This window comes from Streptomyces sp. Y20, assembly GCF_043195475.1.
Classification (GTDB): Bacteria; Actinomycetota; Actinomycetes; order Streptomycetales; family Streptomycetaceae; genus Streptomyces.
In genome coordinates this window covers 620,373-645,381 of record NZ_JBIDDP010000003.1, presented here as the reverse complement: position 1 = coordinate 645,381, position 25,009 = coordinate 620,373, and the positions used below count along the sequence as shown (strand labels likewise).

Annotated in this window: 18 protein-coding genes, 5 tRNA genes and 2 pseudogenes; 12 read left to right on the top strand and 13 right to left on the bottom strand. The window is 70.2% G+C overall.

From position 1 onward, the window contains the following. Window positions 1–83: 83 nt before the first annotated feature. A pseudogene (locus tag ACGFT1_RS11275) lies at window positions 84–560 on the bottom strand (nitroreductase); the annotation flags it as partial. Window positions 561–604: 44 nt separating this feature from the next. On the opposite strand from ACGFT1_RS11275, the pseudogene ACGFT1_RS11270 reads away from it, so the two are divergent. Together ACGFT1_RS11270 and ACGFT1_RS11265 are read left to right on the top strand one after the other, a co-directional pair. Further along, window positions 605–774 (top strand): annotated as a pseudogene (locus ACGFT1_RS11270) (site-specific integrase); the annotation flags it as partial. 619 nt (window positions 775–1,393) lie between these two features. Further along, window positions 1,394–2,995, top strand: coding sequence for a NaeI family type II restriction endonuclease (locus tag ACGFT1_RS11265; RefSeq protein WP_373908724.1), 1,602 nt, complete (start codon window positions 1,394–1,396; stop codon window positions 2,993–2,995). Window positions 2,996–3,182: 187 nt separating this feature from the next. Here the strand turns inward: ACGFT1_RS11265 and ACGFT1_RS11260 are convergent. The 5 genes from ACGFT1_RS11260 to ACGFT1_RS11240 form a co-directional block, all read right to left on the bottom strand. Further along, window positions 3,183–3,255 (bottom strand) — tRNA-Lys (locus ACGFT1_RS11260). A gap of 99 nt (window positions 3,256–3,354) precedes the next feature. Next, entirely contained in the window at window positions 3,355–4,977 is a 1,623-nt protein-coding gene (locus ACGFT1_RS11255; RefSeq protein WP_373908723.1) for an amino acid permease, read from the bottom strand. Window positions 4,978–5,168: 191 nt separating this feature from the next. After that, window positions 5,169–7,163, bottom strand: a complete 1,995-nt coding sequence (locus ACGFT1_RS11250; protein WP_373908722.1) for a DEAD/DEAH box helicase — start codon at window positions 7,161–7,163, stop codon at window positions 5,169–5,171. Window positions 7,164–7,374: 211 nt separating this feature from the next. Then, on the bottom strand, window positions 7,375–7,893 hold the full coding sequence (locus ACGFT1_RS11245; protein WP_373908721.1) for a hypothetical protein: 519 nt from the start codon (window positions 7,891–7,893) through the stop codon (window positions 7,375–7,377). Window positions 7,894–7,980: 87 nt separating this feature from the next. Further along, the gene (locus ACGFT1_RS11240; protein ID WP_373908720.1) at window positions 7,981–8,331 is read right to left on the bottom strand and encodes a metallopeptidase family protein; all 351 of its coding nucleotides are present in this window, start codon (window positions 8,329–8,331) and stop codon (window positions 7,981–7,983) included. 83 nt (window positions 8,332–8,414) lie between these two features. On the opposite strand from ACGFT1_RS11240, the gene ACGFT1_RS11235 reads away from it, so the two are divergent. The 5 genes from ACGFT1_RS11235 to ACGFT1_RS11215 all read left to right on the top strand — a co-directional run bounded on the left by ACGFT1_RS11235 (window position 8,415) and on the right by ACGFT1_RS11215 (window position 10,808). Beyond that, a complete protein-coding gene (locus ACGFT1_RS11235) occupies window positions 8,415–9,968 on the top strand; it encodes a metallophosphoesterase (RefSeq protein WP_373908719.1) in 1,554 nt (517 codons plus the stop codon). Window positions 9,969–10,048: 80 nt separating this feature from the next. After that, window positions 10,049–10,121: transfer RNA gene (locus ACGFT1_RS11230), tRNA-Glu, on the top strand. Between the two features lie 36 nt (window positions 10,122–10,157). Then, window positions 10,158–10,232, top strand: a tRNA-Asp gene (locus ACGFT1_RS11225). A gap of 24 nt (window positions 10,233–10,256) precedes the next feature. Next, window positions 10,257–10,333 (top strand) — tRNA-Phe (locus ACGFT1_RS11220). Window positions 10,334–10,478: 145 nt separating this feature from the next. Beyond that, complete coding sequence (locus ACGFT1_RS11215; protein WP_373908718.1) at window positions 10,479–10,808, top strand: hypothetical protein; 330 nt, start codon at window positions 10,479–10,481, stop codon at window positions 10,806–10,808. Here ACGFT1_RS11215 and ACGFT1_RS11210 read toward each other — a convergent pair. Further along, window positions 10,805–11,863, bottom strand: coding sequence for an ABC transporter permease (locus ACGFT1_RS11210; protein WP_373908717.1), 1,059 nt, complete (start codon window positions 11,861–11,863; stop codon window positions 10,805–10,807). The two genes, ACGFT1_RS11215 and ACGFT1_RS11210, sit on opposite strands and share 4 nt — an antisense overlap. A gap of 333 nt (window positions 11,864–12,196) precedes the next feature. Between ACGFT1_RS11210 and hrpA the strand changes: the two genes are divergently transcribed. From hrpA to ACGFT1_RS11195, 3 genes are all read left to right on the top strand, one after another. Beyond that, window positions 12,197–16,150 (top strand): ATP-dependent RNA helicase HrpA, encoded by a 3,954-nt coding sequence (gene hrpA, locus ACGFT1_RS11205; RefSeq protein ID WP_373908716.1) that lies wholly within the window; start codon window positions 12,197–12,199, stop codon window positions 16,148–16,150. A 94-nt stretch (window positions 16,151–16,244) separates the two neighbouring features. Next, window positions 16,245–16,319, top strand: a tRNA-Asp gene (locus ACGFT1_RS11200). 164 nt (window positions 16,320–16,483) lie between these two features. Next, window positions 16,484–16,693 (top strand): DUF6274 family protein, encoded by a 210-nt coding sequence (locus ACGFT1_RS11195; protein WP_373908715.1) that lies wholly within the window; start codon window positions 16,484–16,486, stop codon window positions 16,691–16,693. A 461-nt stretch (window positions 16,694–17,154) separates the two neighbouring features. Here the strand turns inward: ACGFT1_RS11195 and bldC are convergent, their stop codons facing one another. Further along, window positions 17,155–17,361, bottom strand: a complete 207-nt coding sequence (bldC, locus tag ACGFT1_RS11190) for a developmental transcriptional regulator BldC (RefSeq protein ID WP_003949541.1) — start codon at window positions 17,359–17,361, stop codon at window positions 17,155–17,157. A gap of 542 nt (window positions 17,362–17,903) precedes the next feature. Continuing rightward, complete coding sequence (locus ACGFT1_RS11185; protein WP_373908714.1) at window positions 17,904–18,746, bottom strand: hypothetical protein; 843 nt, start codon at window positions 18,744–18,746, stop codon at window positions 17,904–17,906. Between the two features lie 199 nt (window positions 18,747–18,945). Between ACGFT1_RS11185 and ACGFT1_RS11180 the strand changes: the two genes are divergently transcribed. Together ACGFT1_RS11180 and ACGFT1_RS11175 are read left to right on the top strand one after the other, a co-directional pair. Further along, entirely contained in the window at window positions 18,946–20,052 is a 1,107-nt protein-coding gene (locus ACGFT1_RS11180) for a Leu/Phe/Val dehydrogenase (RefSeq protein ID WP_373908713.1), read from the top strand. Between the two features lie 290 nt (window positions 20,053–20,342). Further along, on the top strand, window positions 20,343–20,591 hold the full coding sequence (locus ACGFT1_RS11175) for a DUF3073 domain-containing protein (protein WP_373908712.1): 249 nt from the start codon (window positions 20,343–20,345) through the stop codon (window positions 20,589–20,591). A 63-nt stretch (window positions 20,592–20,654) separates the two neighbouring features. On the opposite strand, the gene purM is transcribed toward ACGFT1_RS11175, so the two are convergent. The 4 genes from purM to ACGFT1_RS11155 form a co-directional block, all read right to left on the bottom strand. Next, window positions 20,655–21,764: a phosphoribosylformylglycinamidine cyclo-ligase gene (purM, locus tag ACGFT1_RS11170; RefSeq protein ID WP_373908711.1), complete on the bottom strand. Its 1,110-nt coding sequence runs from the start codon at window positions 21,762–21,764 to the stop codon at window positions 20,655–20,657. Window positions 21,765–21,806: 42 nt separating this feature from the next. Further along, window positions 21,807–23,336: an amidophosphoribosyltransferase gene (purF, locus tag ACGFT1_RS11165; RefSeq protein ID WP_356819309.1), complete on the bottom strand. Its 1,530-nt coding sequence runs from the start codon at window positions 23,334–23,336 to the stop codon at window positions 21,807–21,809. 200 nt (window positions 23,337–23,536) lie between these two features. Continuing rightward, window positions 23,537–23,971, bottom strand: a complete 435-nt coding sequence (locus tag ACGFT1_RS11160) for an META domain-containing protein (RefSeq protein WP_373908710.1) — start codon at window positions 23,969–23,971, stop codon at window positions 23,537–23,539. A gap of 127 nt (window positions 23,972–24,098) precedes the next feature. Continuing rightward, on the bottom strand, window positions 24,099–24,896 hold the full coding sequence (locus ACGFT1_RS11155) for a sterol carrier family protein (RefSeq protein ID WP_373908709.1): 798 nt from the start codon (window positions 24,894–24,896) through the stop codon (window positions 24,099–24,101). Window positions 24,897–25,009 lie beyond the last annotated feature (113 nt).

The window sequence follows — 25,009 nt, the reverse complement described above, 5'->3', positions numbered from 1 at the left end:
TGTGCGGAATATGGCATACGAATGGTTACGTGGATGGGGCAAGAAACGGCGTCCCGATCGCCTGAGGAGAAGCGGCGACACAGGCCGTCGACGAACGGGACCGTCTCGTCGAGCGATGCCCGGCTCATACGGGCGTCACCTGCGGCGATGTCCCCGAACCCGATCGACATGCCGCAGAGGAGGACAAGCGCTCGTCCGGGGCTGACAGGACCTCCGTGACGGTCCTGCGGAACTTCGCCCAGGCCATCTGCGGACAGACAGCTGTGCAGCCCTTCGGCGCGCAGCAGCATGATGGTCTGCAGATACGTGCCGACGTCGGACCATTGGGCGGCCCCATGCCGCGCTGAACGCCGCCCACGGTAGGGCGGTTTCAGTGTGGGCGGGTACATCTCGTACTCCGGCCGGTCCCCTGAGTCACCCGATGCCGGGAGCTCGCCGGCCACCACGTACGCGTGCCACGGCTGGATGTCCGATCCGGACGGCGCCCAGGCCGCAGCGGACAGAACGCGCTCCAGTGCCTCCCTCGGGACAGGGCGGTCGGTGAATGCGCGCACTTCCAACCGTCAGCGAAACGTCGGGGCCGCCAGCAGGACACCGATGGGAAGCGCTGGCCACGCACGGAGGCGGCGGCATCCACACCGTGAGGAGACGCTCCGGCACTCCACCATCACGCTGACCTCGGACACGGACACGGGCCTGCTCCCCGAGTTGGACCGTGAAATAGCGGAGAAGGCGGCTGCACTGGTCCCCCGCAGCCGCCGCACTGGAAAGTAGTGCCCAGCCCCCCGTTAGGTGGTCGCCGTGTCAACCTGGTCGCTCCACGCATAGCAGCGAACTGATGCGGGCCGGCACCACCTACGTGATGTCGTCCCGTGCAGGGGCCTCACCACCGAGAGGTGACGTCCTCCCCTCTGCACCCCTCTCAAACGATCGGAGCTCCTCCTGCCGCACTTCCGCCTCAGTGGGCGAAGCGGCTGGCGGCCGGCCCGTGCGCCAAGCCGAGTACAACCCCGCCAGAGCAATGGCCACGGCAGCGAGGGACTCTGGCGACAACCCCAAGGCCACCAGCGTGACCCCGGTTGCGAGCACCATGACGAACGCAACGAGGTCCGGGGTGGGGGAACGGCGGAGTGGGGTGGGACGGCGCATGGGCGGATTCCTCTCGGTCCGAGCTGTAGTGATCAGCCTTCCTTCCTGATGCCTGTCGCACTAGCTTCTCTCTTTTTTATCTGAGAAAATAATCATCTTGCCGAGAGAAAGATGGAGTATGGCGCCCACATCCAGAGGTCGCGGGCGGCCACCCGCAGCTCCAGCGACGGGTTCTGAGCCTCTAGACGCGCTGGTGCTACTCATCCGGGAGCTGCGCGTCCAAGCGCGACTGTCCGTCGAAGACGTGCACGAACTGCTGAAAAATAGTGGTTACCCGGAAAAACAGTTGCCCGCCCGGTCTACGTTCCACCGCAAGATGCGTGGCATCGGGCTGAAGAGTGAACGCCGCCTCGTGGAGGAGGTCATCGGCGTCTGCGTCCCCGATGAGCGGAAGGCGAACGTGCACAGGGAACAGGCAGTCTCCTTGTTGCAGCAGGCTTGGTCGATGGACGCGAAGCCGACGGAGTCACAGCGTGCACCGGCACAGGGGAACGGCGAACTGATGCCCGAGCTAATTCGGGTCCAGCGTGAATTGATCGACGTCCGGGCCCAACTCGCAGTGGCGCTCCAGACTGCTACCGATGCCGAGAGGGATGCCGCTCGATCACGGACGTTGCTGACCACACTACTGATGCTCGGCACCTTCAGTGGCGGCCCACATGCCCTGCCGGCCCGTAGCACCGACATCAAGGCCGACCGAACCGAGACTCCGCGAGCTGCAACCGCCGCAAGAAGTCACCCGGCGAAGGCAGATCTACCGCTCGACGCCAGCACCACGAACTCAGCAAGCTCAACGGGCTCCCAGGACCGTGCCATCGTCGGCAGTCGGCTGGAGTGGCCCACGACCCATACCGATCCCGTCGACCGGTCCGCACTGCCCTACGCCCCCCGTGCGAGCGACGAAGACGCGTCGAACCCGGATGTCTTGCCTTCTGAGCGGAAACCACGGCAGGACACCGCACTGGAAGAGGTGCTCGTGGAGATGATGCGATTGGATCCCGATGGCAGCCGAGTAGGGTCCGCAATCGACAGCGCAGGCCAGCATCTGCTCGACCCAGTGCACACTGGTCGCTATCTCTGGTCCCATCTCCAGAGGACCGAGAGGATCGTCTTTGGCACCACCGTGCACCAAAGAGTCCAGCGCGAGTTGGGGCTGCACATTGGATCGACCATGGACTTCACGGTGGCAGGACACGAGGTTGACCTGAGGTTCACGCTAGGCAGACACGAATGGATGTTCCCGCCCGAGGTGCAGGGCCATTTGTGCCTAGTCATGAGCGCCGATGACGTTCGCGGTCGCTGGAGTCTGGGCTTGCTACGGGTGGAACCCAACCTGGTGCGCTCGGGAGCCAACCGCGATGGAAAACGCGGGCTGAACGCGGAGGGGCGACGTGCGATCAACTGGATTCACTACGACCTTCCGCTGCCCGATCACGCGTTGCGCCACCTGTCCCGCGACACGCTGGTCGCGATCCATTCGCAGCCTCTGGGACAAGCTCGTGTCGAAGAGCTGCTCCTGCAGGCCCAGCTCACCCCGATCAGCCAAGCGGATCTTTCCGCTGTAACCAGGTCGACTGACGGTCCCAGGCGAGTGCGTGAGGCAAGACTCAGGCTAGCGCGTCAGGGCGTGCTCGTCCTGAATGGCTCTATTCGCCAGCATGTTGATTGGGCTTCGGCCCTCAGCCTGCCCGTCCCTGCGCCGAAGAGGTTGATGAGCGTCCGGCTCACCCCGGCATCGCCTCAGCGGGACGACGACATGCCCACCGTCACGCTCGACGGCGCTCAATGGCGCGTGGCTCGTCCGGACGACCCGGAGGCCCCGCTGCCCCGGGAGATCCTCCGCTGACGATCAACCGAAGGAGTCGCCGCAAGCCACATCGACCGCCGATCGGCGAGCTCCGAGGCATCATCTGGTTCGCCCCTGGGGTACCCGCTCACGCACGGCCCCGAAAAGGCCACAGCGCCCGAGCCGGCCGAAGCCGGCTCGGGCGCCGCGTAGCAGGTCGGAGGGGGTAACCCCTCCCCTGCGGCCGTAGGCCCTGTGGGACTCGAACCCACAACCAATGGATTAAAAGTCCACTGCTCTGCCAATTGAGCTAAGGGCCCAGGCGATGTTGCCTGTCCGAGCATAGCGGGAGGAGACCGTGTCTCCGATCGGGTATCGGGGACACGGCCATGTCGGAGGGGCGGGAGTGCGGGGGATCGTTACTTTTCTGCCGGGATGGGCGTGGGTGCCGGGGTGGAGGCGGGCATCAGGAACCAGTGGCGGGCCGAGGCCAGCCACCAGGCGGCGGCGAAGCCGAGGACGGCCAGGACGGCGACGGGGGCGTAGTTGAAGGTCTTCCAGGTGACCGGGGAGACCTGGGGGAGCATGAAGAGGACCGTGATCGCCACCACCCAGCTCACCGCGACGACCCCGACGGGGCGTGACCAGCTGCCCAGGTGCCAGGGGCCGGGGGTGAAGGCGGTGCCCTTGCGGACGCGGAGGAAGGTCGGGATGACGTACGCGATGTACAGCCCGATGACCGCGATCGAGGTCACCGCGGCGTACGCGGTCGTGTTGATGAGGTAGGGCAGGCCGAGGGCCAGGGCGCCGAGCGCGGCCAGCCAGACCGCCGCCACGGGGGTGCGGGTGCGCGGGCTGACCGTGTGCCACACGCGGGAGAAGGGCAGCGCGCCGTCCCGCGAGAAGGCGTAGATCATGCGGCTGTTGGCGGTGACGGACGCCATGCCGCAGAAGAGCTGGGCGCCGATGACGACCAGCAGCAGGAGTTTGCCGGCCGTGGCACCGAGGGCGTCCAGGAGGATCTGGGCGGGCGGGGCGCCCGTGGGGGAGGCCAGTTCGGCGTCGTACGACTGGATGGCGTAGGTGAAGCCCAGGAGGAGGACGAACCCGGCGATCCAGGAGGTCCAGATCGAGCGGACGATACCCCGGGGGCCGGCCGTGGCCGCGTCGTGGGTCTCCTCGGTCATGTGGGCGGAGGCGTCGTACCCGGTGAAGGTGTACTGGGCCATCAGCAGACCCAGCAGCACCACGTACGGGCCGCTGCTCCAGCCCGTCCGGTTGACGAACTCGGTGAAGACGAACGCCGTCGACCGGTGGTGGTCGGGGACGAACGCGAGCGCGGTGACGATCAGCGCCACCCCGAGTACGTGCCACCACACGCTCACACTGTTCAGGAACGCGACGATCCGGACGCCGAAGGTGTTCAGCAGACCGTGCAGGACGAGGATCGCGGCGAACAGCACCACCGTGCGGACCGGGGTCACCCGGAAGCCGAACTGGAGGTTCAGGTAGGCGCCCAGGAAGGAAGCCGCGCCGAAGTCGACGCCCGCGGTCACCGCCACCTGGCCCAGCACGTTGAACCAGCCGGTGAACCACGCCCAGGCCGCCGCCGAGCGCGGGGGCGCCAGGCGGTGGGCCCAGAAGTACAGGCCCGCCGAGGTCGGGTACGCCGAGCAGATCTCGGCCATCGCCAGGCCCACGGACAGCGTCATCAGGCCGACCACCACCCAGCCCCAGGTGATCACGGCGGGGCCGCCGGTGGTCATGCCGAAGAGGTAGAGGGTCAGGCAGCCGGAGAGGACCGAGATGATCGTGAAGGAGACGGCGTAGTTCGAGAACGCCGACATCCGGCGGGCGAGGACCTGGGTGTAACCCAGCTGGGCCAGCCGTTCCTCGTCGGACAGACCGGGCGGGTCGGGTACGCCGGGCGCGCCGGATACGCCGGGTACGCCGGGCGGATCGGGGGCTTCGGACGGGCCGGGGCCGCCGGAGCCCTTCCGCGGTTCGCTCGCACTGTCGCCCACCCTCGCGTCTTCTGTCATGCCCCCAGCAATTCCCTGCGCGAGGTCGTGACATGCGTCATAGGGCGGTCGGTGGGTGCGGGGCACGACCTCGCCGGTGCGGAATGCCGGGAGTGGTGAGAGTGCCGGGCCGGGGACCGGCGGGCACCCCGGGGATGCCGGAAGGGCCCGTACGACCGAAGTCGTACGGGCCCTTCCTCGCTCACTCAGCGTCAGCCGTTGCGCTTCCAGCGCGGCTTGTCCTCGCGGCGCCCGAAGGAGCCGGTGCCGCGGTGGTCGTCACGACGGCCGTTGGGGCGCTCGTGGCCACCGGCGCGGAAGCCCGGGCGGTCGTCGCGGCGGTCGCGGTTGAACGGACGGTCGCTGCCCCGGTGTCCGGTGCGCTCGTCCCGGCGGAAGCCCGGACGGTCGTCACGGCGCTCGAAGCCGCCCCGCTCGCCACGGTCACGGTCGACCGGACGGCGCTCGTCACGACGCTCGAACGAACGGCCACCCCGGTCGTCACGGCGCTCGAAACCACGCCCACCGCGGTCACCGCGGTCGTCGCGACGCTCGAAGCCACGGCCACCCCGGTCGTCACGGCGGTCGTCACGACGCTCGAAGCCGCCCCGCTCGCCACGGTCACGGTCGAAGGTGCGGCGCTCCCGGCGCTCGTACGGCGCCGCGGCGGCCGGGCGCTCCTCGCGCTCGGTCTCCCGCTCCGCCGGCTCCGCGGCCACGGCCGACTCCTGCGCCGCCGCAGCCTGTGCCTCGGCCACCGCGGTCTCCGGGTCCTCGCCGCGTTCGCGGGCGGCCCGGACGACCAGCCGGTCGGCCTCCTCGCGCAGCTCGGTCGCGCGGCGCTGGGCGCGCTCCAGCTCCTTGGTGAGCTGGGCGACCTCGCGCTCGGCCTGCTGGGCGGCGTTGGCCGCGGACTCGGCCTGCACCTCGGTCATGGAGCGGGCGCCGGTGATCTCGGCGACCTCCGGCTCGAAGGTGCCGGCGCCCTGGATGATGTGGCGCGCGGCGTCGACGCCGGCGTCCTCCATGAGGCGGAAGATCTGGCGCCGCTGGTGCGGCAGCGACAGGGAGACGACCGTGCCGGTGCGGCCCGCGCGGGCGGTGCGGCCGGCGCGGTGCAGGTAGTCCTTGTGGTCACCGGCCGGGTCCACGTTCAGGACCAGGTCGATGCCGTCGACGTGGATACCGCGGGCGGCGACGTCCGTGGCGACCAGGACGTGGACGTAACCGTCCTTGAAGTCGGCCAGGACGCGGGTACGCGCGCCCTGGGTCATGCCGCCGTGCAGCGCGTCGGCCTTCACGCCGGACTCGCGCAGCTGCTCGGCGACGCGGTCGGCGCCCAGCTGGGTGCGGACGAAGATGATCGTGCGGCCCTTGCGGGAGGCGATCGCGGCGGTGACCGGCGCCTTGTCCTTGGGCTTCACGATGAGGATGTGGTGCGACATGGTCGTCACCGCGCCCTGGGCCGCGTCCACCTCGTGCAGGACGGGCTCGTTCAGGTAGCGGTCGACGAGGGTCTTGATCTCGTTCTCCATGGTGGCGGAGAAGAGCATCCGCTGGCCGCTGGCCGGGACCTGGTCGAGCAGCTCGGTGACCTCGGGCAGGAAGCCCAGGTCGGACATCTGGTCGGCCTCGTCGAGGACCGTGATCTGCACGTCGTCCAGGGAGCAGGCGCCGCGGTTGATGAGGTCGCGCAGTCGGCCCGGGGTGGCGACGAGGACGTCGACGCCGCGCTCCAGGGCGTAGATCTGGTTGCCCATCGAGGTGCCGCCGCAGACGACCTTCATCTTCAGGCCGAGGACGTCGCCGTACGGCTGGAGGGCGTCGGCCACCTGCATGGCCAGCTCACGGGTGGGCGTGAGGATGACGGCACGCGGCTTGTGCTTCTGGGTGCGTCCGCCGGCCAGCGTGGCCAGGGCCGGCAGACCGAAGGAGAGGGTCTTGCCGGAACCGGTGCGGCCCCGGCCCAGGATGTCCTTGCCGGTCAGGGCGTCCGGAATGGTCGCGGCCTGGATCGGGAAGGGGGTGGTGACGCCGTTCTGTGCGAGCTTGCGCACGATGCCCTCGGGGAGACCGAGGTCGGCAAAGGTGGTCTGGGGGGTGTCAGCGGCCTCGGGGGCCTCGGTGACCTCGGTCGTCACGTCTACGAGTTCGTTCTCGTTCTCGTTCTCGGACACGACGATCTGGTCAGTACTGGACACGGACATGCGAATGCGAAACCTTCCGGAGTCTCTTCGGCACGCGCCCGTCAACTCCGTGTTTCGCTCACGACCGCCTCAATGCGGTCCGCCACGGTAAGGGGAGAGTACGCGCCACACGGCGCTCTCTGATGGCGCCGGGCAAATGGGATCAAACGATCTACTACCATACGCACCCACTGCCCCTGAAGGCAAACCGAGCGCATAAGACCAGGTCAGGTCATGCCGCGACGCCCGCCGCGGGCGCCGGCTCCCGCTGCACCAGCTGCGGCCCCGTCTCCTCGTGCGCCGAGGACGACGGCTCCGCCGACGGCGGCTCCGAGACCGGCGGAGGCGGGGTGGAGGCGGGCGGCTCGGGCGGCGCGGTGCTGGCCGGAGGGGTCGGCGGCACCTTGCTCGGCGCCGGTTCCCCGGGCCCGGCACTCTTCCCCGGCTTCGCCGGGGCGGCGGAGGCGCTGCCCGCGCCGGTCGGGCCGGCCGACGCCGACGGTGACCCGCCCGGCTTCTTCTTGCCGCCGTGCCCGTGCCTGCCGTCCGCCGCCGGCTCCCCACGGTGCGGGCCGCCCACGCCGCCCGCACCGCCCACCGGACCGCCGCCGGGCGCGTCACCGCCGTGCCGTCCCGCGGAATGGGCGGGTCGGGCCCGGCCCGCGTCGTCACCCACGTTCATACAGCCCGCGGCAGCGGTGACGGCCAGCACCGTGACGGCGAGACGGACGGGTACGTTCAAGGGGCGCACGGCGGCCACCTCCGGGGGCGGGGAAGAAGTCAACCTCCCCAACTCCCGCCGCCCGCAAGAGGACACGCGTCCCGCGCCCATCACCGCTCAGCCGTAACCGAGGGCGTGCAGCCGGGCGTCGTCGATGCCGAAGTGGTGGGCGACCTCGTGCACCACCGTGACCTCGGTCTCCGCGACGACGTCCTCGCGGCTCTCGCACATCCTGAGCGTGGGCCCGCGGTAGACGGTGATCCGGTCCGGCAGCACACCGGCGTACCACTCGCCCCGGTCGGTCAGCGGAGTGCCCTCGTACAGCCCGAGCAGCCCGGGGTCACCGGCGGGCGGCTCGTCCTCCACGAACACGGCCACGTTGTCCATGAGCCGCGCCAGCTCCGGCGGGATCCGGTCGAGCGCCTCGGCCACCAGTTCCTCGAACTCCTCGCGCGTCATCTCCAGCACACCGTCATTGTCCGGTACGCGCGGCCCGTACGTACGCTCCGGACCGCCGCATATCCGCTTCGGCACCTGGGCATACGGGACCAATGGCCCGCGTCCCCCTCGCAGCCCTGCGCACCACGCCGAACCGGACCTCGAACCGCACCCGCACCGCCCGCCCGCTCCCCTGCCTCGACCCCGCCGCACGGCCCCGTCCCTGGCTGCGCGCCCTCGGGCTGACCGCCGTCGTCCTGCTCGGCGCCTGGCTCGGCCTGCTGGTCGTCGGCAACGTCCGGGCCCCGGTCGGCCCGATGGACACGACCATGGCGCTGCGCCCCTCCCTCACCGGCGGCACGAAGATCAACGTGTCGCCGCTGGGCGCGCTCACCCTGGACAGCCATGTGGCACCGGTCCGCCTGGACGTCAACGTCGACCAGCTGGACCCACTGCGCTCCCAGGCCCTGGTCGACCACCCGGAGCGGCTCTCCGGGCTCCAGGACGAGGTGGCCCGGGACGTCGAGCACGGCACGCTCGACCTGGCCGTGCGCTCCTGTGTGGCGGTGGTCTCGGGGGCCACGGCCCTCGGGCTCGCCGTCTACCGCCGCCCGCGCCCGGCCCTGGCCGCCGGCGGCCTCGCGCTGGTCCTGCTGGCCGCGTCGGGCGCGTCGGCGTACGCCACCTGGAACCCGAAGTCGGTGCTGGAGCCGCGGTTCTCCGGGCTGCTCAGCTCGGCGCCGTCCGTGGTCGGCAACGCGCGCAGCATCGTCACGGAGTTCGACGTCTACCAGAAGGAACTGGCCCGGCTGGTGACGAACGTGACGAAGCTCTACGACGTCACATCGACGCTCCCCGCCTACCGCCCCGACCCCTCCACCATCCGGGTCCTGCACGTGTCGGACATCCACCTCAATCCGGCGAGCTGGAAGATCATCGCCTCGCTGGTGGACCAGTACAAGGTGGACGTGATCGTCGACTCCGGCGACACGATGGACCACGGCACAGCGGCGGAGAACGGCTTCCTGGACCCGGTCCGGGAGCTGGGCGTGCCGTACGTGTGGGTGCGCGGCAACCACGACTCCCGGGCCACCCAGCGGTATCTGGCGCGCATGCGCAACGTCCACGTCCTGGACGACGGCCGGGCGGAGACGGTCGCGGGCCTGCGGTTCGCGGGCATCGGTGATCCGCAGTTCACCCCCGACCGCTCGGCGGTGATCGGCCGGGACGCGTCCGAGGGACTGGCGGGTGACCGGCTGGCCAGTGCCCTGCGCGACCAGCGGGCGGCCGGCACCCCGGCGGACGTGGCCGTCGCGCACGAACCGTCCGCCGCCCGGGAGACGGACGGCGAGGTGCCGCTGGTGCTCTGCGGTCACCTCCACCACGAGGGCACGGAGACGCTGCCGTACGGCACCCGGCTGCGGATGGAGGGCTCCACGGGCGGCAGCGGGCTGCGTGCGGTGGAGCACGGCGATCCCGCGCCGATCGAGGCCTCGATCCTGTACTTCGACCGGGCCAGCCGCAGACTGCAGGCGTGGGACGCCATCAAACTGGGGGGCCTGGGGCTGACGACGGCGGAGGTCAGCCGCCACCTGGCGGACGAGAACCGGCCGGGCGCCGGCGCCTCGCGCACGCCCTCCCCGGCCGGTTCCGCCACCTCGCCGTAAACCGTTTTGGCGATACCCCTCGCCATCCCATATGCTTCTCACGTCCCCGACGCGCTGAGAAGCGCCCAGGCGGGCCGATAGCCCTCATCGTCTAGCGGCCTAGGACGCCGCCCTTTCAAGGCGGTAGCACGGGTTCGAATCCCGTTGGGGGCACGCTTTACCGTGTGCGACACTGTTGCACACACGCTTGGTCCTGTGGAGCAGTTTGGAGTGCTCGCCACCCTGTCAAGGTGGAGGCCGCGGGTTCAAATCCCGTCAGGACCGCTGGTGTTTCACGTGAAACACCGTGGCTGGGTAGCTCAGTTGGTACGAGCGTCCGCCTGAAAAGCGGAAGGTCGCCGGTTCGACCCCGGCCCCAGCCACCAGCGCGAAAGCCCCTCCCGACGCAGTCGGAGGGGCTTTCGCCGTTTCCGTCGAGGGACTGCGCCGGCGCCGAACAACCTTGGCACCACGTCCGCCCGGCGCTACGTTCAGGCGGAGCGCACGTGGTGCGCAGGGGGCGGGGGAGACATGAGCAGGAACGGAACCGGAGCCATCGGGGACGCCGACCTGGAGAAGATCCGGGCCCGGTACGGGATGCTGGCGGTCGTCATCAGCAATCTGGCGATCGCCGCGGTCGCGATCTTCGGCGTGTGGCGGCTCGACGGCGACAAGGCGGTGATCGTCGGCATCCTCACGGCGGCCTTCACCGCCGTCAGCGGTATGACCACCGCCTACCTGGGCATCAAGGCCGTCTCCAACACCGCGCGGTCCATCGCCCTCGGGAACGGCGCCTCCTACCGGCACACCGAAGCGGCCCCACCGGCCCCACCGGCCCCGTCGGCCCCGCACATCCCCTAGGCCGCGTGCGCCGGGCCGACCGGCCGTCCGCCCGGGTGCCGGTGCCGCCAGATCAGGAAGACCGCGCAGGAGACCACCGCCCAGCCCGTCAGCACCAGGAACGGGAACGCGTGCTGGTGGCCCCTGAAGTACACCGCGGTGTGCTGGGCATTCACCGACGCGCCGGGCGGCAGCCAGCGGCCGATCACGCCGAGCGGGGAAGGCAGCAGCGGCCAGGAGACGGCGCCGCCGGACGACGGGTTGCCCAGCAGCACCATCAGTCCCCAGGTAGGCAGCATCGCCCAGCGCCCGACGAGGGTGTTGAACATCGTGAACACCATGCCCGTGGTGAACATCGTCAGGGCGAGGATCCCCCAGGACTCCAGGAACGGCAGCTTCACCGCATCCAGCAGCCAGTCCACCACCGCGGCGATCACGAACCCGCCGAGCAGCGCGTAGGCCACGGTGAAGGCGACCCGCTCCAGCGGATTCAGGGCCCGCGCGTGCACGCTCAGCTGGATCGAGCCGACGAAGCCGATGATCACGGCGGCCAGGGAGATGTAGAAGATCGCCAGTCCGCGCGGGTCGCCCCGCTGCGACGGCTTCAGGTCATGGACCGTCACCGTGGTGCCCGTGGCCCTGCCCACCTTCACCGCGGTCTCCCCGAGCACCTGGGCGACCGTCGCCCCGGAGGCCCCCGACACGTCCAGCCTGATCGACCGGCCGTCGGCGGACGCCTCCACCACCGCGAACTCCTTCTGCTCGTCCACCGCCCGCACCGCGTCCTCCCGGCTGCCGTACGGATGCAGCTTCAGCGAGGCGCCCAGGGCCTGTTGCATGCCGTCGAGGAACCGCCGGGCGGCCGGCCCGCCGTAGGAGCCGGTCACCGCCGTGGGGATGTTGTGGGGGGTCGGGTCGGCCATGGCGTACGTGTAGGAACCGGCGAAGAGACCGGCGGCCGCAGCGATGATCAACAGCAGGACCGAGGCGGGCAGGAAGGGTGACTCCCGGAACGCCGACCAGCGTTCCGCGCGGGTCGGGGGGCGGCCGTGGCTGCCATGGGGGGAATCGGGCATAACGACCACGCTAGGTCATGTCCCGCCGGCCCGCCGGGACGACGTCGGCTGTTCGCAGGGGTGCGGTCACCGGCTGGGCCGGACCCCGGGCCGGCTGCCGGCGACCCGGACCCGAGACCCGCTGTCCGCCGGGCCGGCTGCCGGCGCCCCGAACCCCGGGGCGACTGTTCGTGGGGCCGGACGTCGGCGAAGCCCGGACCCTGGACCGGCTGTCCACGGGGCCTGCTGCCGGTGGGGTCCGGACCCCGGGGTGACCGGTCGCGCGGCCCGCCGCCCGCGCCCGGGTCAATTCGTTCGCGTGTTTTTCGGGCGAGGTGAGATCCTGGAGGCCGTATGTCTACGCATCCCGCCCCCGCCCTCGGCACCCTCGCCCCTCGTCTGTCCGAGCTGTCGCTGCGCGACGCGCACCGGATCGGCAGGCGGCTGGAGGGCGCGCGCAAGATCCGCAAGCCGGAGGCCCGTGCCGCCGTCCTCGCCGAGATCGACACCGAGATCCGCCGCGCCGAGGACCGGATGGCCGAGCGGCGCTCCCGCGTGCCGGCCGTCACCTATCCCGAACAACTGCCCGTCAGCCAGAAGAAGGACGTGATCGCGGACGCCATCCGCGACCACCAGGTCGTCATCGTGGCCGGTGAGACCGGGTCCGGCAAGACGACCCAGATCCCGAAGATCTGTCTGGAACTGGGCCGGGGCGTGCGCGGCATGATCGGGCACACGCAGCCGCGGCGGATCGCCGCCCGGACCGTCGCCGAGCGGGTCGCCGACGAGCTGAAGTCGCCGCTGGGCGAGACCGTCGGCTGGAAGGTCCGCTTCACCGACCAGGTGAGCCCGGAGGCCACCTTCGTCAAGCTGATGACGGACGGCATCCTGCTCGCCGAGATCCAGACCGACCGCGAGCTGCGCGCCTACGACACGATCATCATCGACGAGGCCCACGAGCGGTCCCTCAACATCGACTTCCTGCTGGGCTACCTGGCGCAGCTCCTGCCCAAACGTCCCGACCTGAAGGTCGTCATCACCTCGGCGACCATCGATCCGGAGCGTTTCTCCCGGCACTTCGGCGACGCGCCGATCGTCGAGGTCAGCGGCCGGACGTACCCGGTGGAGGTGCGTTACCGCCCGCTCCTGGAGGAGTACTCCGACGACGCGGCGGACGCCGACCGGGACCAGATCACCGCGATCACCGACGCCGTCGAGGAGTTGATGGCGGAGGGCAGCGGCGACATCCTCGTGTTCCTCTCCGGTGAGCGGGAGATCCGGGACACCGCGGACGCGCTGGAGAAGAAGAAATACCGCTTCACCGAGGTGCTGCCGCTGTACGCGCGGCTCTCGCACGCCGAGCAGCACCGCGTGTTCCAGCAGCACACCGGACGCAGGATCGTGCTGGCGACGAACGTCGCGGAGACGTCCCTCACCGTGCCCGGCATCAAGTACGTCATCGACCCCGGCTTCGCCCGGATCAGCCGCTACAGCCACCGCACCAAGGTCCAGCGGCTGCCCATCGAGGCGATCTCGCAGGCCAGCGCCAACCAGCGCAAGGGCCGCTGCGGCCGTACGTCCGACGGCATCTGCATCCGGCTGTACTCCGAGGACGACTTCCTCGCCCGCCCGGAGTTCACCGACGCGGAGATCCTCCGTACGAACCTGGCGAGCGTCATCCTTCAGATGACCGCGGCCGGTCTCGGCGACATCGAGAAGTTTCCCTTCATCGACCCGCCGGACCACCGCAACATCCGTGACGGCGTGCAGCTGCTCCAGGAACTGGGCGCGCTGGACCCGGCCGAGAAGGACGCCCGCAAGCGGCTCACGGACACCGGCCGCAAGCTGGCCCAGCTGCCCGTCGACCCCCGCCTGGCCCGGATGGTCCTGGAGGCCGACAGGAACGGCTGTGTCCGCGAGGTCATGGTCATCGCCGCCGCGCTGTCCATCCAGGACCCACGCGAACGCCCGGCCGACAAGCAGGCCCAGGCCGACCAGCAGCACGCCCGGTTCAAGGACGAGACCAGCGACTTCCTCGCCTATCTGAACCTGTGGCGGTATGTCCGCGAGCAGCAGAAGGAGCGCGGTTCGTCGTCCTTCCGGCGGATGTGCAAGCAGGAGTACCTGAACTTCCTGCGCATCCGCGAATGGCAGGACATCTACAGCCAGCTGCGCACGGTGGCCAAGCAGATGGGCATCCACCCCAACGAGGACGACGCCCCCGGCGACCGCGTCCACCTCTCCCTCCTCGCCGGCCTGCTGTCCCACATCGGGATGAAGGACGTGAAGGACGGCAACAAGAACGAGTACCTGGGCGCCCGCAGCGCCAAGTTCGCGATCTTCCCGGGTTCGGCGCTGTTCCGGAAGCAGCCCAAGTTCGTGATGTCGGCCGAGCTGGTGGAGACGAGCCGCCTGTGGGCGCGGGTCAACGCCAAGATCGAACCCGAGTGGGTCGAGCCGCTCGCCGAGCACCTGCTGAAGCGGACCTACAGCGAACCGCATTGGGAGAAGGACCAGGCGGCCGTCATGGCGTACGAGAAGGTGACGCTGTACGGCGTCCCGATCGTCGCCCAGCGGAAGGTGAACTACGGGCGCATCGACCCCGAGATCTCCCGCGAACTGTTCATCCGCAACGCGCTGGTGGAGGGCGACTGGCGCACGCACCACAAGTTCTTCGCCGACAACCGCCGGCTGCTCAGCGAGGTCGAGGAGCTGGAGCACCGCGCCCGGCGCCGGGACATCGTCGTGGACGACGAGACGCTGTTCGACTTCTACGACGAGCGGGTGCCCCAGCACGCCGTGTCGGGCGCCCACTTCGACTCCTGGTGGAAGCGAAAGCGGCAGGAGCAGCCGGACTTCCTCGACTTCGAGCGGGAGATGCTGATCCGGGAGTCGGCGGAGGCGGTCACCAAGGCCGACTACCCGGACACCTGGCGGCAGGGGCAGCTCTCCTTCCGCGTGACGTACCAGTTCGAGCCCGGCGCGGACGCCGACGGCGTGACCGTGCACATCCCGCTCCAGGTCCTCAACCAGGTCACCGGCGAGGGATTCGACTGGCAGATCCCGGGGCTGCGCGAGGAGGTGGTGACGGAGCTGATCCGCTCGCTGCCCAAGCCGGTCCGCCGCCACTACGTGCCGGCGCCGAACTACGCGAAGGCGTTCCTGGAAAAGGCGGTGCCCCTTCAGGAACCGCTGACGGTGACCATGGCCCGCGAGCTGAAGCGCATGGTCGGCGTCCCCTTCGAGGCGGACGACTTCGACTGGGCGAAGGTCCCCGACCACCTCAGGATCACCTTCCGGATCGTCGACGAGCGGCGCCGGAAACTGGCCGAGGACAAGGACCTGGAAGCTCTGAAGCTGCGGTTGAAGCCGAAGGCCAGGAAGGCGCTGTCCCAGGCCGCCGCCGCGACCGCCTCCCGCGAGGGCGGGGAGTCCCTGGAGCGCACCGGCCTGACCGACTGGACGATCGGCACGCTCACCCGCGTCTTCGAGACCCGCAGGGCCGGACAGCCGGTCAAGGCGTACCCCGCGCTGGTGGACGACGGCGACACCGTCTCGGTCCGCCTCTTCGACACCGAGGAGGAGCAGGTGGAGGCCATGTGGAAAGGCACCCGCCGCCTGATCCTCCGCAACATCCCGGTGAATCCGGCGAAGTTCGCCTCGGACCGGCTGACGAACCAGCAGAAGCTGGCCCTGTCCGCGAATCCGCACGGCTCCGTACAGAGCCTGTTCGAGGACTGCGCGACGGCCGCGGCGGACAAGCTCGTCGCCGACTTCGGCGGGCCGGCGTGGGACGAGGAGTCGTACCGCAAGCTGTACGACAAGGTGCGCGCGGAGATCGTGGACACGACGGTCCGTACGGTCGCCCAGGTGCAGCAGGTCCTGGCCGCCTGGCAGGCCTGTGAACGCCGCCTGAAGGCCGTCTCCAGCCCGGCGTTGCTCGCCAACCTCACGGACGTGCGCAAGCAGCTGGACGCCCTCGTCAAGCCCGGCTTCGTGACGTGGGCGGGCATACGCCGGCTGCCCGACCTGCTGCGCTATCTCGTGGCCGTCGACCGGCGTCTCCAGCAGATGCCGACGGGCGTCCAGCGGGACACCACGCGGATGGAGAAGATCCACGAGATGCAGGACGAGTACGCCTGGCTCCTGGAACAGCTCCCGAAGGGGCGCCCGGTGCCGTCCTCCGTGCTGGACATCCGCTGGATGCTGGAGGAGCTCCGGGTCAGCTACTTCGCCCACGCGCTGGGCACGGCGTACCCGGTCTCCGACAAGCGGATCCTGAAGGCGATCGACGCCGCCGCACCGTGACGGGAGCCGTACGGAGGGTGAGTTCGACCAGGACCCTCGCCCTCCTGTACAGTCCTTCTCGCAGCGCAACACAGCAACAAGCGCCGCAAAACCTGGTCCTGTGGAGCAGCTTGGAGTGCTCGCCACCCTGTCAAGGTGGAGGCCGCGGGTTCAAATCCCGTCAGGACCGCACAATGAACTGAGGCCCGCATCCCGCAAGGGGCGCGGGCCTCAGTCGTACCCGCTTCCCCGACGCCCCCCGCGCGCCCAGGGCGTGCGGTCTTGACGGCGCCGCTTTCCCTCGGTACCCAAGGAGCAGGGCTCCGTCCTCCTGTGCGGCCCCGGAGGTGGCGTATGGCGGCTTCGGTCAGGCATGAGACGCGAGCGCTTCTCAGGGCGCATCTGTCGGCCGCCTCGTCCTACGGGCATCTCACCCGCCACTGCCCCATCTGTCACCGCCTGCTGCGGCTGGCGATGGACACGGGCCCGTGGAGCCAGGAGGACGGGGACGAGGACCAGGCGGGGTGGCAGGCCGTCGAGGACGAGGACCCCCGGCCCGCCTGACGCCCGCCGACTCCAACCCCCGTATGGACGCCGGGTTCTGGAACGCGCGCTTCCCCTAGCGCACGCGCGCCGGGGACAACAAGCGCCCTGGTGTGTGACGGGAGTCACCGCATGAGTTTTTGAAACGGCGGTATTTACCCCCTTCATATAACGGGTCGATTTAATATGTGCAATTGCACCGACCCCGGGCACCACCCCCGGCCGTTCCGACAGGCCTCCCCAGACTCCGACAAGGACGCTCACGGCGCCGCCTCCGGGCCCCTGGTCCGCGCACAAAAAAGATCGCGCTGGACTCGGCGGAGTCCAGCGCGATCGACGACACACCCTGTACGGCTTGCCTGCGATGCTCTCTTCGGCTGGGGCGTGGGCCTGTTGGGGCAGGTCCCGCGTCGCTTGTAGCTAGGGGTTCGGGCGCCCCGGCCGGTTGGGGGACCGACCGTCTTGCCCGGTTATGGAGTTGTTCAGGCCTCGCTGCGCTGCTGCGGGATGCCCGCGAGCAGAGCGCGGACCTCGGCCTCGCGGTAGCGGCGGTGCCCGCCGAGCGTACGGATGGAAGTGAGCTTGCCGGCCTTCGCCCACCGCGTGACCGTCTTGGGGTCGACACGGAACATGGTGGCGACCTCAGCCGGGGTCAGCAGCGGCTCGGCATCAGGGGTGCGAGCGGTCATGAGCGGCCTCCTCGGGAGAACCGAACCTTCTCGGTTCTTTCCTCTAAATTCTGCACCTTGACCCGCGTTGCCCGAAATGGCGGACGCGAGTCGAGTCGGTTATAGGACGAACGGCTTGTCCTCGGCACTACAACTACACCATCTGTCCAGCCGCGTCGGCCAAACCGATGGAATTGCCCTCCCAGGTGTTCATCAGCGACGGATGCCGATGGACCGTGCCATAGCGGACAGTCACGCCACTGTGACGATCAGTCACAGCGGCGTGCAGAGGTCACCAGACCCCCCAAAACTTACAAAGCGGAGAATCCGCCCAGGATCGAGCATAGTTGGACGGAAGGAGCCCTCCCCGGACTCCTTGTCCTATTTTGGCATGAGGGGTGGCAAGAGGCGCAAGAGCCGGGTAAGTGCCGTCCATCACCCTTGGGACAAAAGTCCAGATCTGAACCAACGTCTCGTCAGATGGACCAAGTGCGTAGACCGTACGTCGTGCGCGGCGGTTTGGGCCGTGATGTACGTCACTATGTTCGAATCGTGTCCCGCGCTCAGTTCGCGGATCGCCGGTCCCGTACCGCCCGCCAGCGCTCCACCAGCCGCCCGTACGCCTCCCCGGCGGCCATCGCGTCGCCCCGGCGCAGCGCCTCGATCCCGGCCGCCACGTCCGCCGCCGACCGGTCGTCCTCCAGCTCGCCGGCCGGCAGCACGTGCACCAGGCCGCCGTAGTCCAGCTCGACCAGTGAGCGCGGGTGGAACTCCTCCAGCCAGCGGCCGACGTCCAGCAGGCCGTCGAGCAGCGGGCCCTCCTCCACGGTGTCCCTGAGCGTGCGCAGCGCCCGCGCGACCCGGCGCCTGGCCTGCACCATCGGCGTGCGGTAGCGCAGCACCGGAGGGACCTCGGCGGTCCCCTCGTCGTACCGGCGCTCCTCGTCGGAGACCAGCACGAACCAGTTCAGCGGCACCTGCCAGGTCGCCGTCCTGATCCACGGGCGGGCGTCGGGGTTGCGGGCGAGCCAGCGCTCGTGGTCCTGGGCGGCCTGGTGGCGCACCAGCGCCGGCAGCACCGCGTCCAGCACCGTCGGCGGCAGTTCGCCGGGCAGCTCGTCCAGGGCCTGCCAGCCGCGCAGCCGGGTCCGCCAGGGGCACACGCAGACGACCCCGTCGACCTCCAGGACGAAGGCGTCGGCGCTCTCGTGCACCGGGACCGCGACCGGCGGGGTGGGCAGCAGGGCGGCCAGGGAGCGGCGCAGTTCGTCCTGGTAGGAGGGGCGGTCGGGGCGGCGGGCGTAGCGCTCCCAGTGGGCGCGTTCCGCGTCCGGGAAGGCGCCCAGCGGCTCGTACACGCGCAGGTACGTGGCGTAGGGGACGACCACCGAGTACTCCTTGGCCACGCCTGCTCCCTCCCCAGCGGATCCGGCTCGAAACACTGCGCATCGTGCCACGCCGTTGCGTGCGCGCAGGACCCGCGAGAGTGATCCTGAACACTGCGCGGATGGTGCTCGGGCGGAGGCTCTACGCTCATGCCACGGCACCCCGCCACCCGTACGGGGTCCGACCCCACTCGCCGCTCTTTACACAGGAGTCACCACAGTGACCGACGTAACCGGCGCGTCTGCTGATGTCCTGCACACCCTGTTCCACTCGGACCAGGGCGGCCATGAGCAGGTCGTGCTCTGCCAGGACCGCGCCAGCGGCCTCAAGGCCGTGATCGCCATCCACAACACCGCCCTGGGCCCCGCCCTCGGCGGCACGCGCTTCTACCCGTACGCGACCGAGGCCGAGGCCGTCGCCGACGCCCTCAACCTCGCGCGCGGCATGTCGTACAAGAACGCCATGGCCGGTCTCGGTCACGGCGGCGGCAAGGCCGTGATCATCGGTGACCCGGAGCGCGACAAGACCGAGGAGCTGCTCCTCGCCTACGGCCGCATGGTCGCCTCGCTCGGCGGGCGTTACGTCACCGCGTGCGACGTCGGTACGTACGTCGCCGACATGGACGTGGTGGCCCGCGAGTGCCGCTGGACCACCGGCCGCTCCCCCGAGAACGGTGGCGCCGGCGACTCCTCCGTGCTCACCGCCTTCGGTGTCTACCAGGGCATGCGCGCCTCCGCCCAGCACCTGTGGGGCGACCCGTCGCTGCGGGGCCGGAAGGTCGGCGTCGCCGGGGTCGGCAAGGTCGGCCACCACCTGGTCAGGCACCTGCGGGACGAGGGTGCCGAGGTCGTCGTCACGGACGTGCGCGCGGACGCCGTACAGCGGATCCTCGACCAGCACCCCGAGGGCGTGACGGCCGTCGCCGACACCGAGGCGCTGATCCGGACCGAGGGCCTGGACATCTACGCCCCCTGCGCCCTCGGCGGGGCCCTGAACGACGACTCCGTGGCCGTGCTGACCGCCGGGGTGGTGTGTGGGGCCGCGAACAACCAGCTCGCCCACCCCGGGGTGGAGAAGGACCTCGCCGACCGCGGGATCCTCTACGCGCCGGACTACGTGGTGAACGCCGGCGGGGTCATCCAGGTCGCCGACGAACTGCACGGGTTCGACTTCGACCGGTGCAAGGCGAAGGCGGCCAGGATCTTCGACACCACGCTGGCCATATTCGCGCGTGCGAAGGACGACGGGATCCCGCCGGCCGCGGCGGCCGACCGGATCGCCGAGCAGCGCATGGCCGACGCCCGCGCGGGCGGCATCGCACCCTGATGCGATCGAACGAATGAGCGGTACCCGTCGGCGGCAGGGTGGAGAGAACTCTCACTTCCACCGGCGGGTCGTTCCTTCAGAACTGGTTAAAATGGTCACTGACCAGCGAGGACAGGGCGCCTCGAAGGTTTTGGGCAGACGCGCGTACCGTGGGCGACGTACCGTATGGGCGTGGGCTCAGGTACCGTGGGAGCCCTACGGACCGGCCTCTCCCCGGAGAGTCCGTTCCAGACCATGAACGCGTGTCAGACTCTGGGGCCGTCGAGCCCCGTCGTTGAGGGGGTCGAGCCATGGGGCGCGGCCGGGCCAAGGCCAAACAGGCGAAGGTTGCCCGTCAGCTGAAGTACAACAGCGGCGGGACTGACCTCTCACGCCTGGCCGAGGAGCTGGGCGCATCGACGTCGAACCAGTCGCGGAACGGCGACCGTTTCACGGACGATGAGCACGACGACGACCTGTATGCACGGTACGCCGACCTCTATGAGGACGACGACGAGGACGAGGACGACGAGTCCTCATCGCATCGTCGAGGCGCTTGACCTTGCACGGACCGGTCCGGTCGGTGGCGTAGCCACCGACCGGATTTCGTGCTGTCCGCACGGTCAGACGGCGTAGTCCCCGACCAGCTCCGCGCCGGTCGTCTTCCCGTCCCGCTCGGTGATCTCGCCGGCCACCCACGCCTCGACGCCGCGGTCGGCCAGGGTCGCCAGGGCCACCTCGGTGGACTCCTGCGGGACGATCGCCATCATGCCGACGCCCATGTTCAGGGTCTTCTCCAGCTCCAGGCGCTCGACGTTGCCGGCCGCCCCGACCAGACCGAAGATCGCGCCCGGGGTCCAGGTGGAGCGGTCGACCACGGCGTGCAGGCCGTCCGGGATCACCCGGGCCAGGTTGGCGGCGAGACCGCCGCCGGTGATGTGGCTGAAGGCGTGCACATCGGTGGTGCGGGTGAGCGCCAGGCAGTCCAGCGAGTAGATCTTCGTGGGCTCCAGCAGCTCCTCGCCGAGGCTCCGGCCCAGCTCGGCCACCTCCGTCTCCAGGGTCATCCCGGCACGGTCCAGCAGGACGTGCCGGACCAGGGAGTACCCGTTCGAGTGAAGCCCGGAGGACGTCATGGCGATCACGGCGTCACCCGTGCGGATACGATCCGCGCCGAGCAGCCGGTCCGCCTCCACGACGCCCGTACCGGCGCCGGCGACGTCGAAGTCGTCCTCGCCCAGCAGACCCGGGTGTTCGGCCGTCTCGCCGCCCACCAGGGCGCAGCCGGCCAGCACACAGCCCTCCGCGATGCCCTTGACGATCGCGGCGACCCGCTCGGGGTGGACCTTGCCGACGCAGATGTAGTCGGTCATGAACAGCGGCTCGGCGCCGCACACCACGATGTCGTCCATGACCATGGCGACCAGGTCGTGGCCGATGGTGTCGTAGACGCCCATGCGGCGCGCGATGTCGACCTTCGTGCCGACGCCGTCCGTGGCGGAGGCCAGCAGCGGGCGCTCGTAGCGCTTGAGGGCGGAGGCGTCGAAGAGCCCGGCGAAACCGCCGAGACCGCCCAGCACCTCGGGGCGCCGGGTCTTCTTCACCCACTCCTTCATCAGCTCCACCGCGCGGTCGCCCGCCTCGATGTCGACGCCGGCGCTCGCGTAGCTGGCGCCGTCCGCGGTGGAGGGGCCGGCATGCGGGGCACGCTGATGAAAACCATCAGAAGACATGACCTTGAGAACTTTCGTGTCGTACCGCGTGAACAGCGGGAATTACGGGCGGCGGATCGCGTCGGTCGCGGCCGTGGCAGCCGGGCCCGCGGCCAGCTCCGTCTCCAGCAGCTGCTTGCCGAGCAGCTCCGGGTCCGGCAGGTCCATCGGATACTCGCCGTCGAAGCAGGCACGGCACAGGTTCGGCTTGGCGATCGTGGTCGCCTCGATCATGCCGTCGATGGAGATGTAGGCCAGGGAGTCGGCGCCCAGGCTGGTGCCGATCTCCTCGATGGTCATGCCGTTGGCGATCAGCTCCGCGCGCGTGGCGAAGTCGATGCCGAAGAAGCAGGGCCACTTCACGGGCGGGGAGGAGATCCGGATGTGGACCTCGGCGGCGCCCGCCTCGCGGAGCATGCGGACCAGGGCCCGCTGGGTGTTGCCGCGCACGATCGAGTCGTCGACGACGACCAGGCGCTTGCCCTTGATGACTTCCTTCAGCGGGTTCAGCTTCAGGCGGATACCCAGCTGGCGGATGGTCTGGGAGGGCTGGATGAACGTACGTCCGACGTAGGCGTTCTTCACCAGGCCGGCGCCGAAGGGGATGCCGGAGGCCTCCGCGTAGCCGATGGCGGCCGGGGTGCCGGATTCCGGCGTCGCTATGACCAGGTCGGCCTCGGCGGGCGCTTCCTTGGCCAGGCGGCGGCCCATCTCCACGCGGGAGAGGTACACGTTCCGGCCGGCGATGTCGGTGTCCGGACGGGCCAGGTACACGTACTCGAAGACACAGCCCTTGGGCTTCGCTTCCGCGAATCGCGAGCTGCGCAGGCCGTTCTCGTCGATGGCGACGAACTCGCCCGGCTCGATCTCGCGCACATAGCTGGCGCCGCAGATGTCGAGGGCGGCGGACTCGGAGGCCACCACCCAGCCGCGCTCCAGACGGCCGAGGACCAGCGGCCGGATGCCCTGCGGGTCGCGGCCGGCGTAGAGGGTGTGCTCGTCCATGAAGACGAGGGAGAAGGCGCCCTGGACCTTCGGGAGGACCGCGTGGGCGGCCTCCTCGATGGTCAGCGGCTTGCCGTCCTCGTCGACCTGGGCGGCCAGCAGGGCCGTCAGCAGGTCGGTGTCGTTGGTGGCCGCGACGCGGGTGGAGCGGCTGTTGTTGTCGTTGGGCAGCGCGGCGACCATCTCGGCGAGCTGCGCCGTGTTGACCAGGTTGCCGTTGTGCCCGAGCGCGATCGAGCCGTGCGCGGTGGCGCGGAACGTCGGCTGGGCGTTCTCCCACACGGAGGCACCGGTGGTCGAGTAGCGGGCGTGTCCGACCGCGATGTGGCCCTGGAGCGAGCCGAGAGAGGTTTCGTCGAAGACCTGGGAGACCAGGCCCATGTCCTTGAAGACGAGGATCTGGGAGCCGTTGCTGACCGCGATTCCCGCGGATTCCTGGCCCCGGTGCTGGAGGGCGTAGAGCCCGAAGTACGTGAGCTTTGCGACCTCTTCACCCGGCGCCCAGACACCGAAGACGCCGCAAGCGTCCTGGGGGCCCTTTTCGCCGGGAAGCAGATCGTGATTGAGTCGACCGTCACCACGTGGCACGCCACCGAGTGTAGGCGAGATCGACCACGGGTCCGAATTGGGGATCGTGTCGGTTGCCGAGAACGCGGATGCGATCACCTTGGGTGTTTTCGCGTTAACGCAGGTCAGGGCCGCGCGCCATGGACGGCCGGGGGCTCGGACCGTGCCGTGCGGGCCCGCCACGAGGCTTTTCGCCGGGTGCGTGAGTGAGGTGTCGCACATCATGCGGGCGTGCGGCGGCTGAGGTGGACGCGGTCGCCGTCGCCGTCGGTGAGGGTCGCCTTCACCCCGTCGGCCCGGGCGGTGAGCGTGCCGGTGGTGAGGGCGCGGGCGAGGGCGCGCTCGAAGTCCATCCGGGCCGGGGCGCAGGCCATCCGGGTCGTACGCAGGTCGCCGATGGTGATCCGGTCGCCGTGCACGGTGGCCCGGGCGCTGAAGCGGTTGCAGCCGAGATTGCCGGCCGCCCTGCCGTCCTCGTCGATGCGCAGGCGCGCCGTGGCGGGCGCGTGCAGGGTCGCGCCGCCGACGGTGATGCCGTCGACCCGCCAGTCGATCCCGGTCACCGGCTGCTGGGCGCTCACCGCTCCACTGTCCCCCGCCGCGCTGGCGCCGGCCACCACCAGCGGGAGGAACACGGCGGCCACCGCCAAGGACATGTACCGCTCGTACCGGTTCATACGGATTCGACGGGCGAGCGGTGCGACCGGTTCCGCGGGGGCCTGACGGACCGGCGGGCAGCGGCATGACCGGCGGACGGCGCCGCGGCAGGACCCGCGGGCAGGCCTACGACATGACCGGCAGGAGTCCGCCGATGTCCGCCCGCTCCCCGCTCGCGCCGACCTTCGCCCCGGCCAGCGCGTCGGCCCAGGACAGGCGCCCGGTGGCCAGCCGGATCCAGGTCAGCGGGTCGGTCTCCACGACGTTGGGCGGGGTGCCGCGGGTGTGCCGGGGCCCCTCGACGCACTGCACGACGGCGTACGGCGGCACCCGCACCTCGGTGGAGCCGCCGGGTGCCTTCACGGCGAGGGCGTCGGCGAGCAGCCGGGTGGCGGCGGCCAGGGCCTGCCGGTCGTACGGCACCTCGAGGCCGGGGACGGCGGCGTTGAGGTCGTCGGTGTGGACGACGAGTTCGACGGCGCGGGTGACGAGGTAGTCGTCCAGCGGCATGGCGCCCGCGTTGGTCTCCAGGAGCCGGCTGCCGGGGTGTGCGGCGAGCAGGGCGCGCAGGCCGTCCTCGGCCTCGGTGAGGTAGGCGCCGAGGTCGGGGTGGTCCGCGGCGAGGTCGCGGGTGAAGTCGGCGATCTCGGCGGACTTGGCGGCGGTGGCGAAGGGCCACTGGACCACCTGGACGTCCTGCCTGGGCGGGGCCGGCCGGTCCAGGGCGCGGTGGACGGCCGTGACGGCCATGCCGATGTGGGCGATCAGGTCCCGTACGGTCCAGTCGCCGAGCCGGGTGGGCAGGGCGAGTTGCCCGGGGTCGAGCCCGCGGACGGCCTCCCGTACGGTGCCGAGCTGGGTGAAGACCGCGGCGCGGGTCTTGGCGGGGTCATAACTGCGGGCGCGCTTCCTGGCCGGTGGCATGGGAGCGACCTTAACCCCGCGGGCGCCGGGGCTTCAGCGGCTCTTGCCGGGGTCACCGCTGCGAAGCCCACCGCGGCCGCCCGGGCTCCTCCGGTGGCACGGGGCGGCCGCCC

Bases quoted from the DNA above. Each gene is read 5' to 3' on its own strand.
- ACGFT1_RS11215 (WP_373908718.1), top strand. From the start codon at position 10,479: ATGAGCAGGAACGGAACCGGAGCCATCGGGGACGCCGACCTGGAGAAG.
- ACGFT1_RS11160 (WP_373908710.1), bottom strand. From the start codon at position 23,971: ATGTCCTTGGCGGTGGCCGCCGTGTTCCTCCCGCTGGTGGTGGCCGGC.
- ACGFT1_RS11195 (WP_373908715.1), top strand. From the start codon at position 16,484: ATGGCGGCTTCGGTCAGGCATGAGACGCGAGCGCTTCTCAGGGCGCAT.
- purM (WP_373908711.1), bottom strand. From the start codon at position 21,764: ATGTCTTCTGATGGTTTTCATCAGCGTGCCCCGCATGCCGGCCCCTCC.
- ACGFT1_RS11155 (WP_373908709.1), bottom strand. From the start codon at position 24,896: ATGCCACCGGCCAGGAAGCGCGCCCGCAGTTATGACCCCGCCAAGACC.
- ACGFT1_RS11250 (WP_373908722.1), bottom strand. From the start codon at position 7,163: ATGTCCGTGTCCAGTACTGACCAGATCGTCGTGTCCGAGAACGAGAAC.
- ACGFT1_RS11210 (WP_373908717.1), bottom strand. From the start codon at position 11,863: ATGCCCGATTCCCCCCATGGCAGCCACGGCCGCCCCCCGACCCGCGCG.
- bldC (WP_003949541.1), bottom strand. From the start codon at position 17,361: ATGACCGCTCGCACCCCTGATGCCGAGCCGCTGCTGACCCCGGCTGAG.
- hrpA (WP_373908716.1), top strand. From the start codon at position 12,197: ATGTCTACGCATCCCGCCCCCGCCCTCGGCACCCTCGCCCCTCGTCTG.
- ACGFT1_RS11255 (WP_373908723.1), bottom strand. From the start codon at position 4,977: ATGACAGAAGACGCGAGGGTGGGCGACAGTGCGAGCGAACCGCGGAAG.
- ACGFT1_RS11175 (WP_373908712.1), top strand. From the start codon at position 20,343: ATGGGGCGCGGCCGGGCCAAGGCCAAACAGGCGAAGGTTGCCCGTCAG.
- ACGFT1_RS11235 (WP_373908719.1), top strand. From the start codon at position 8,415: ATGGCCCGCGTCCCCCTCGCAGCCCTGCGCACCACGCCGAACCGGACC.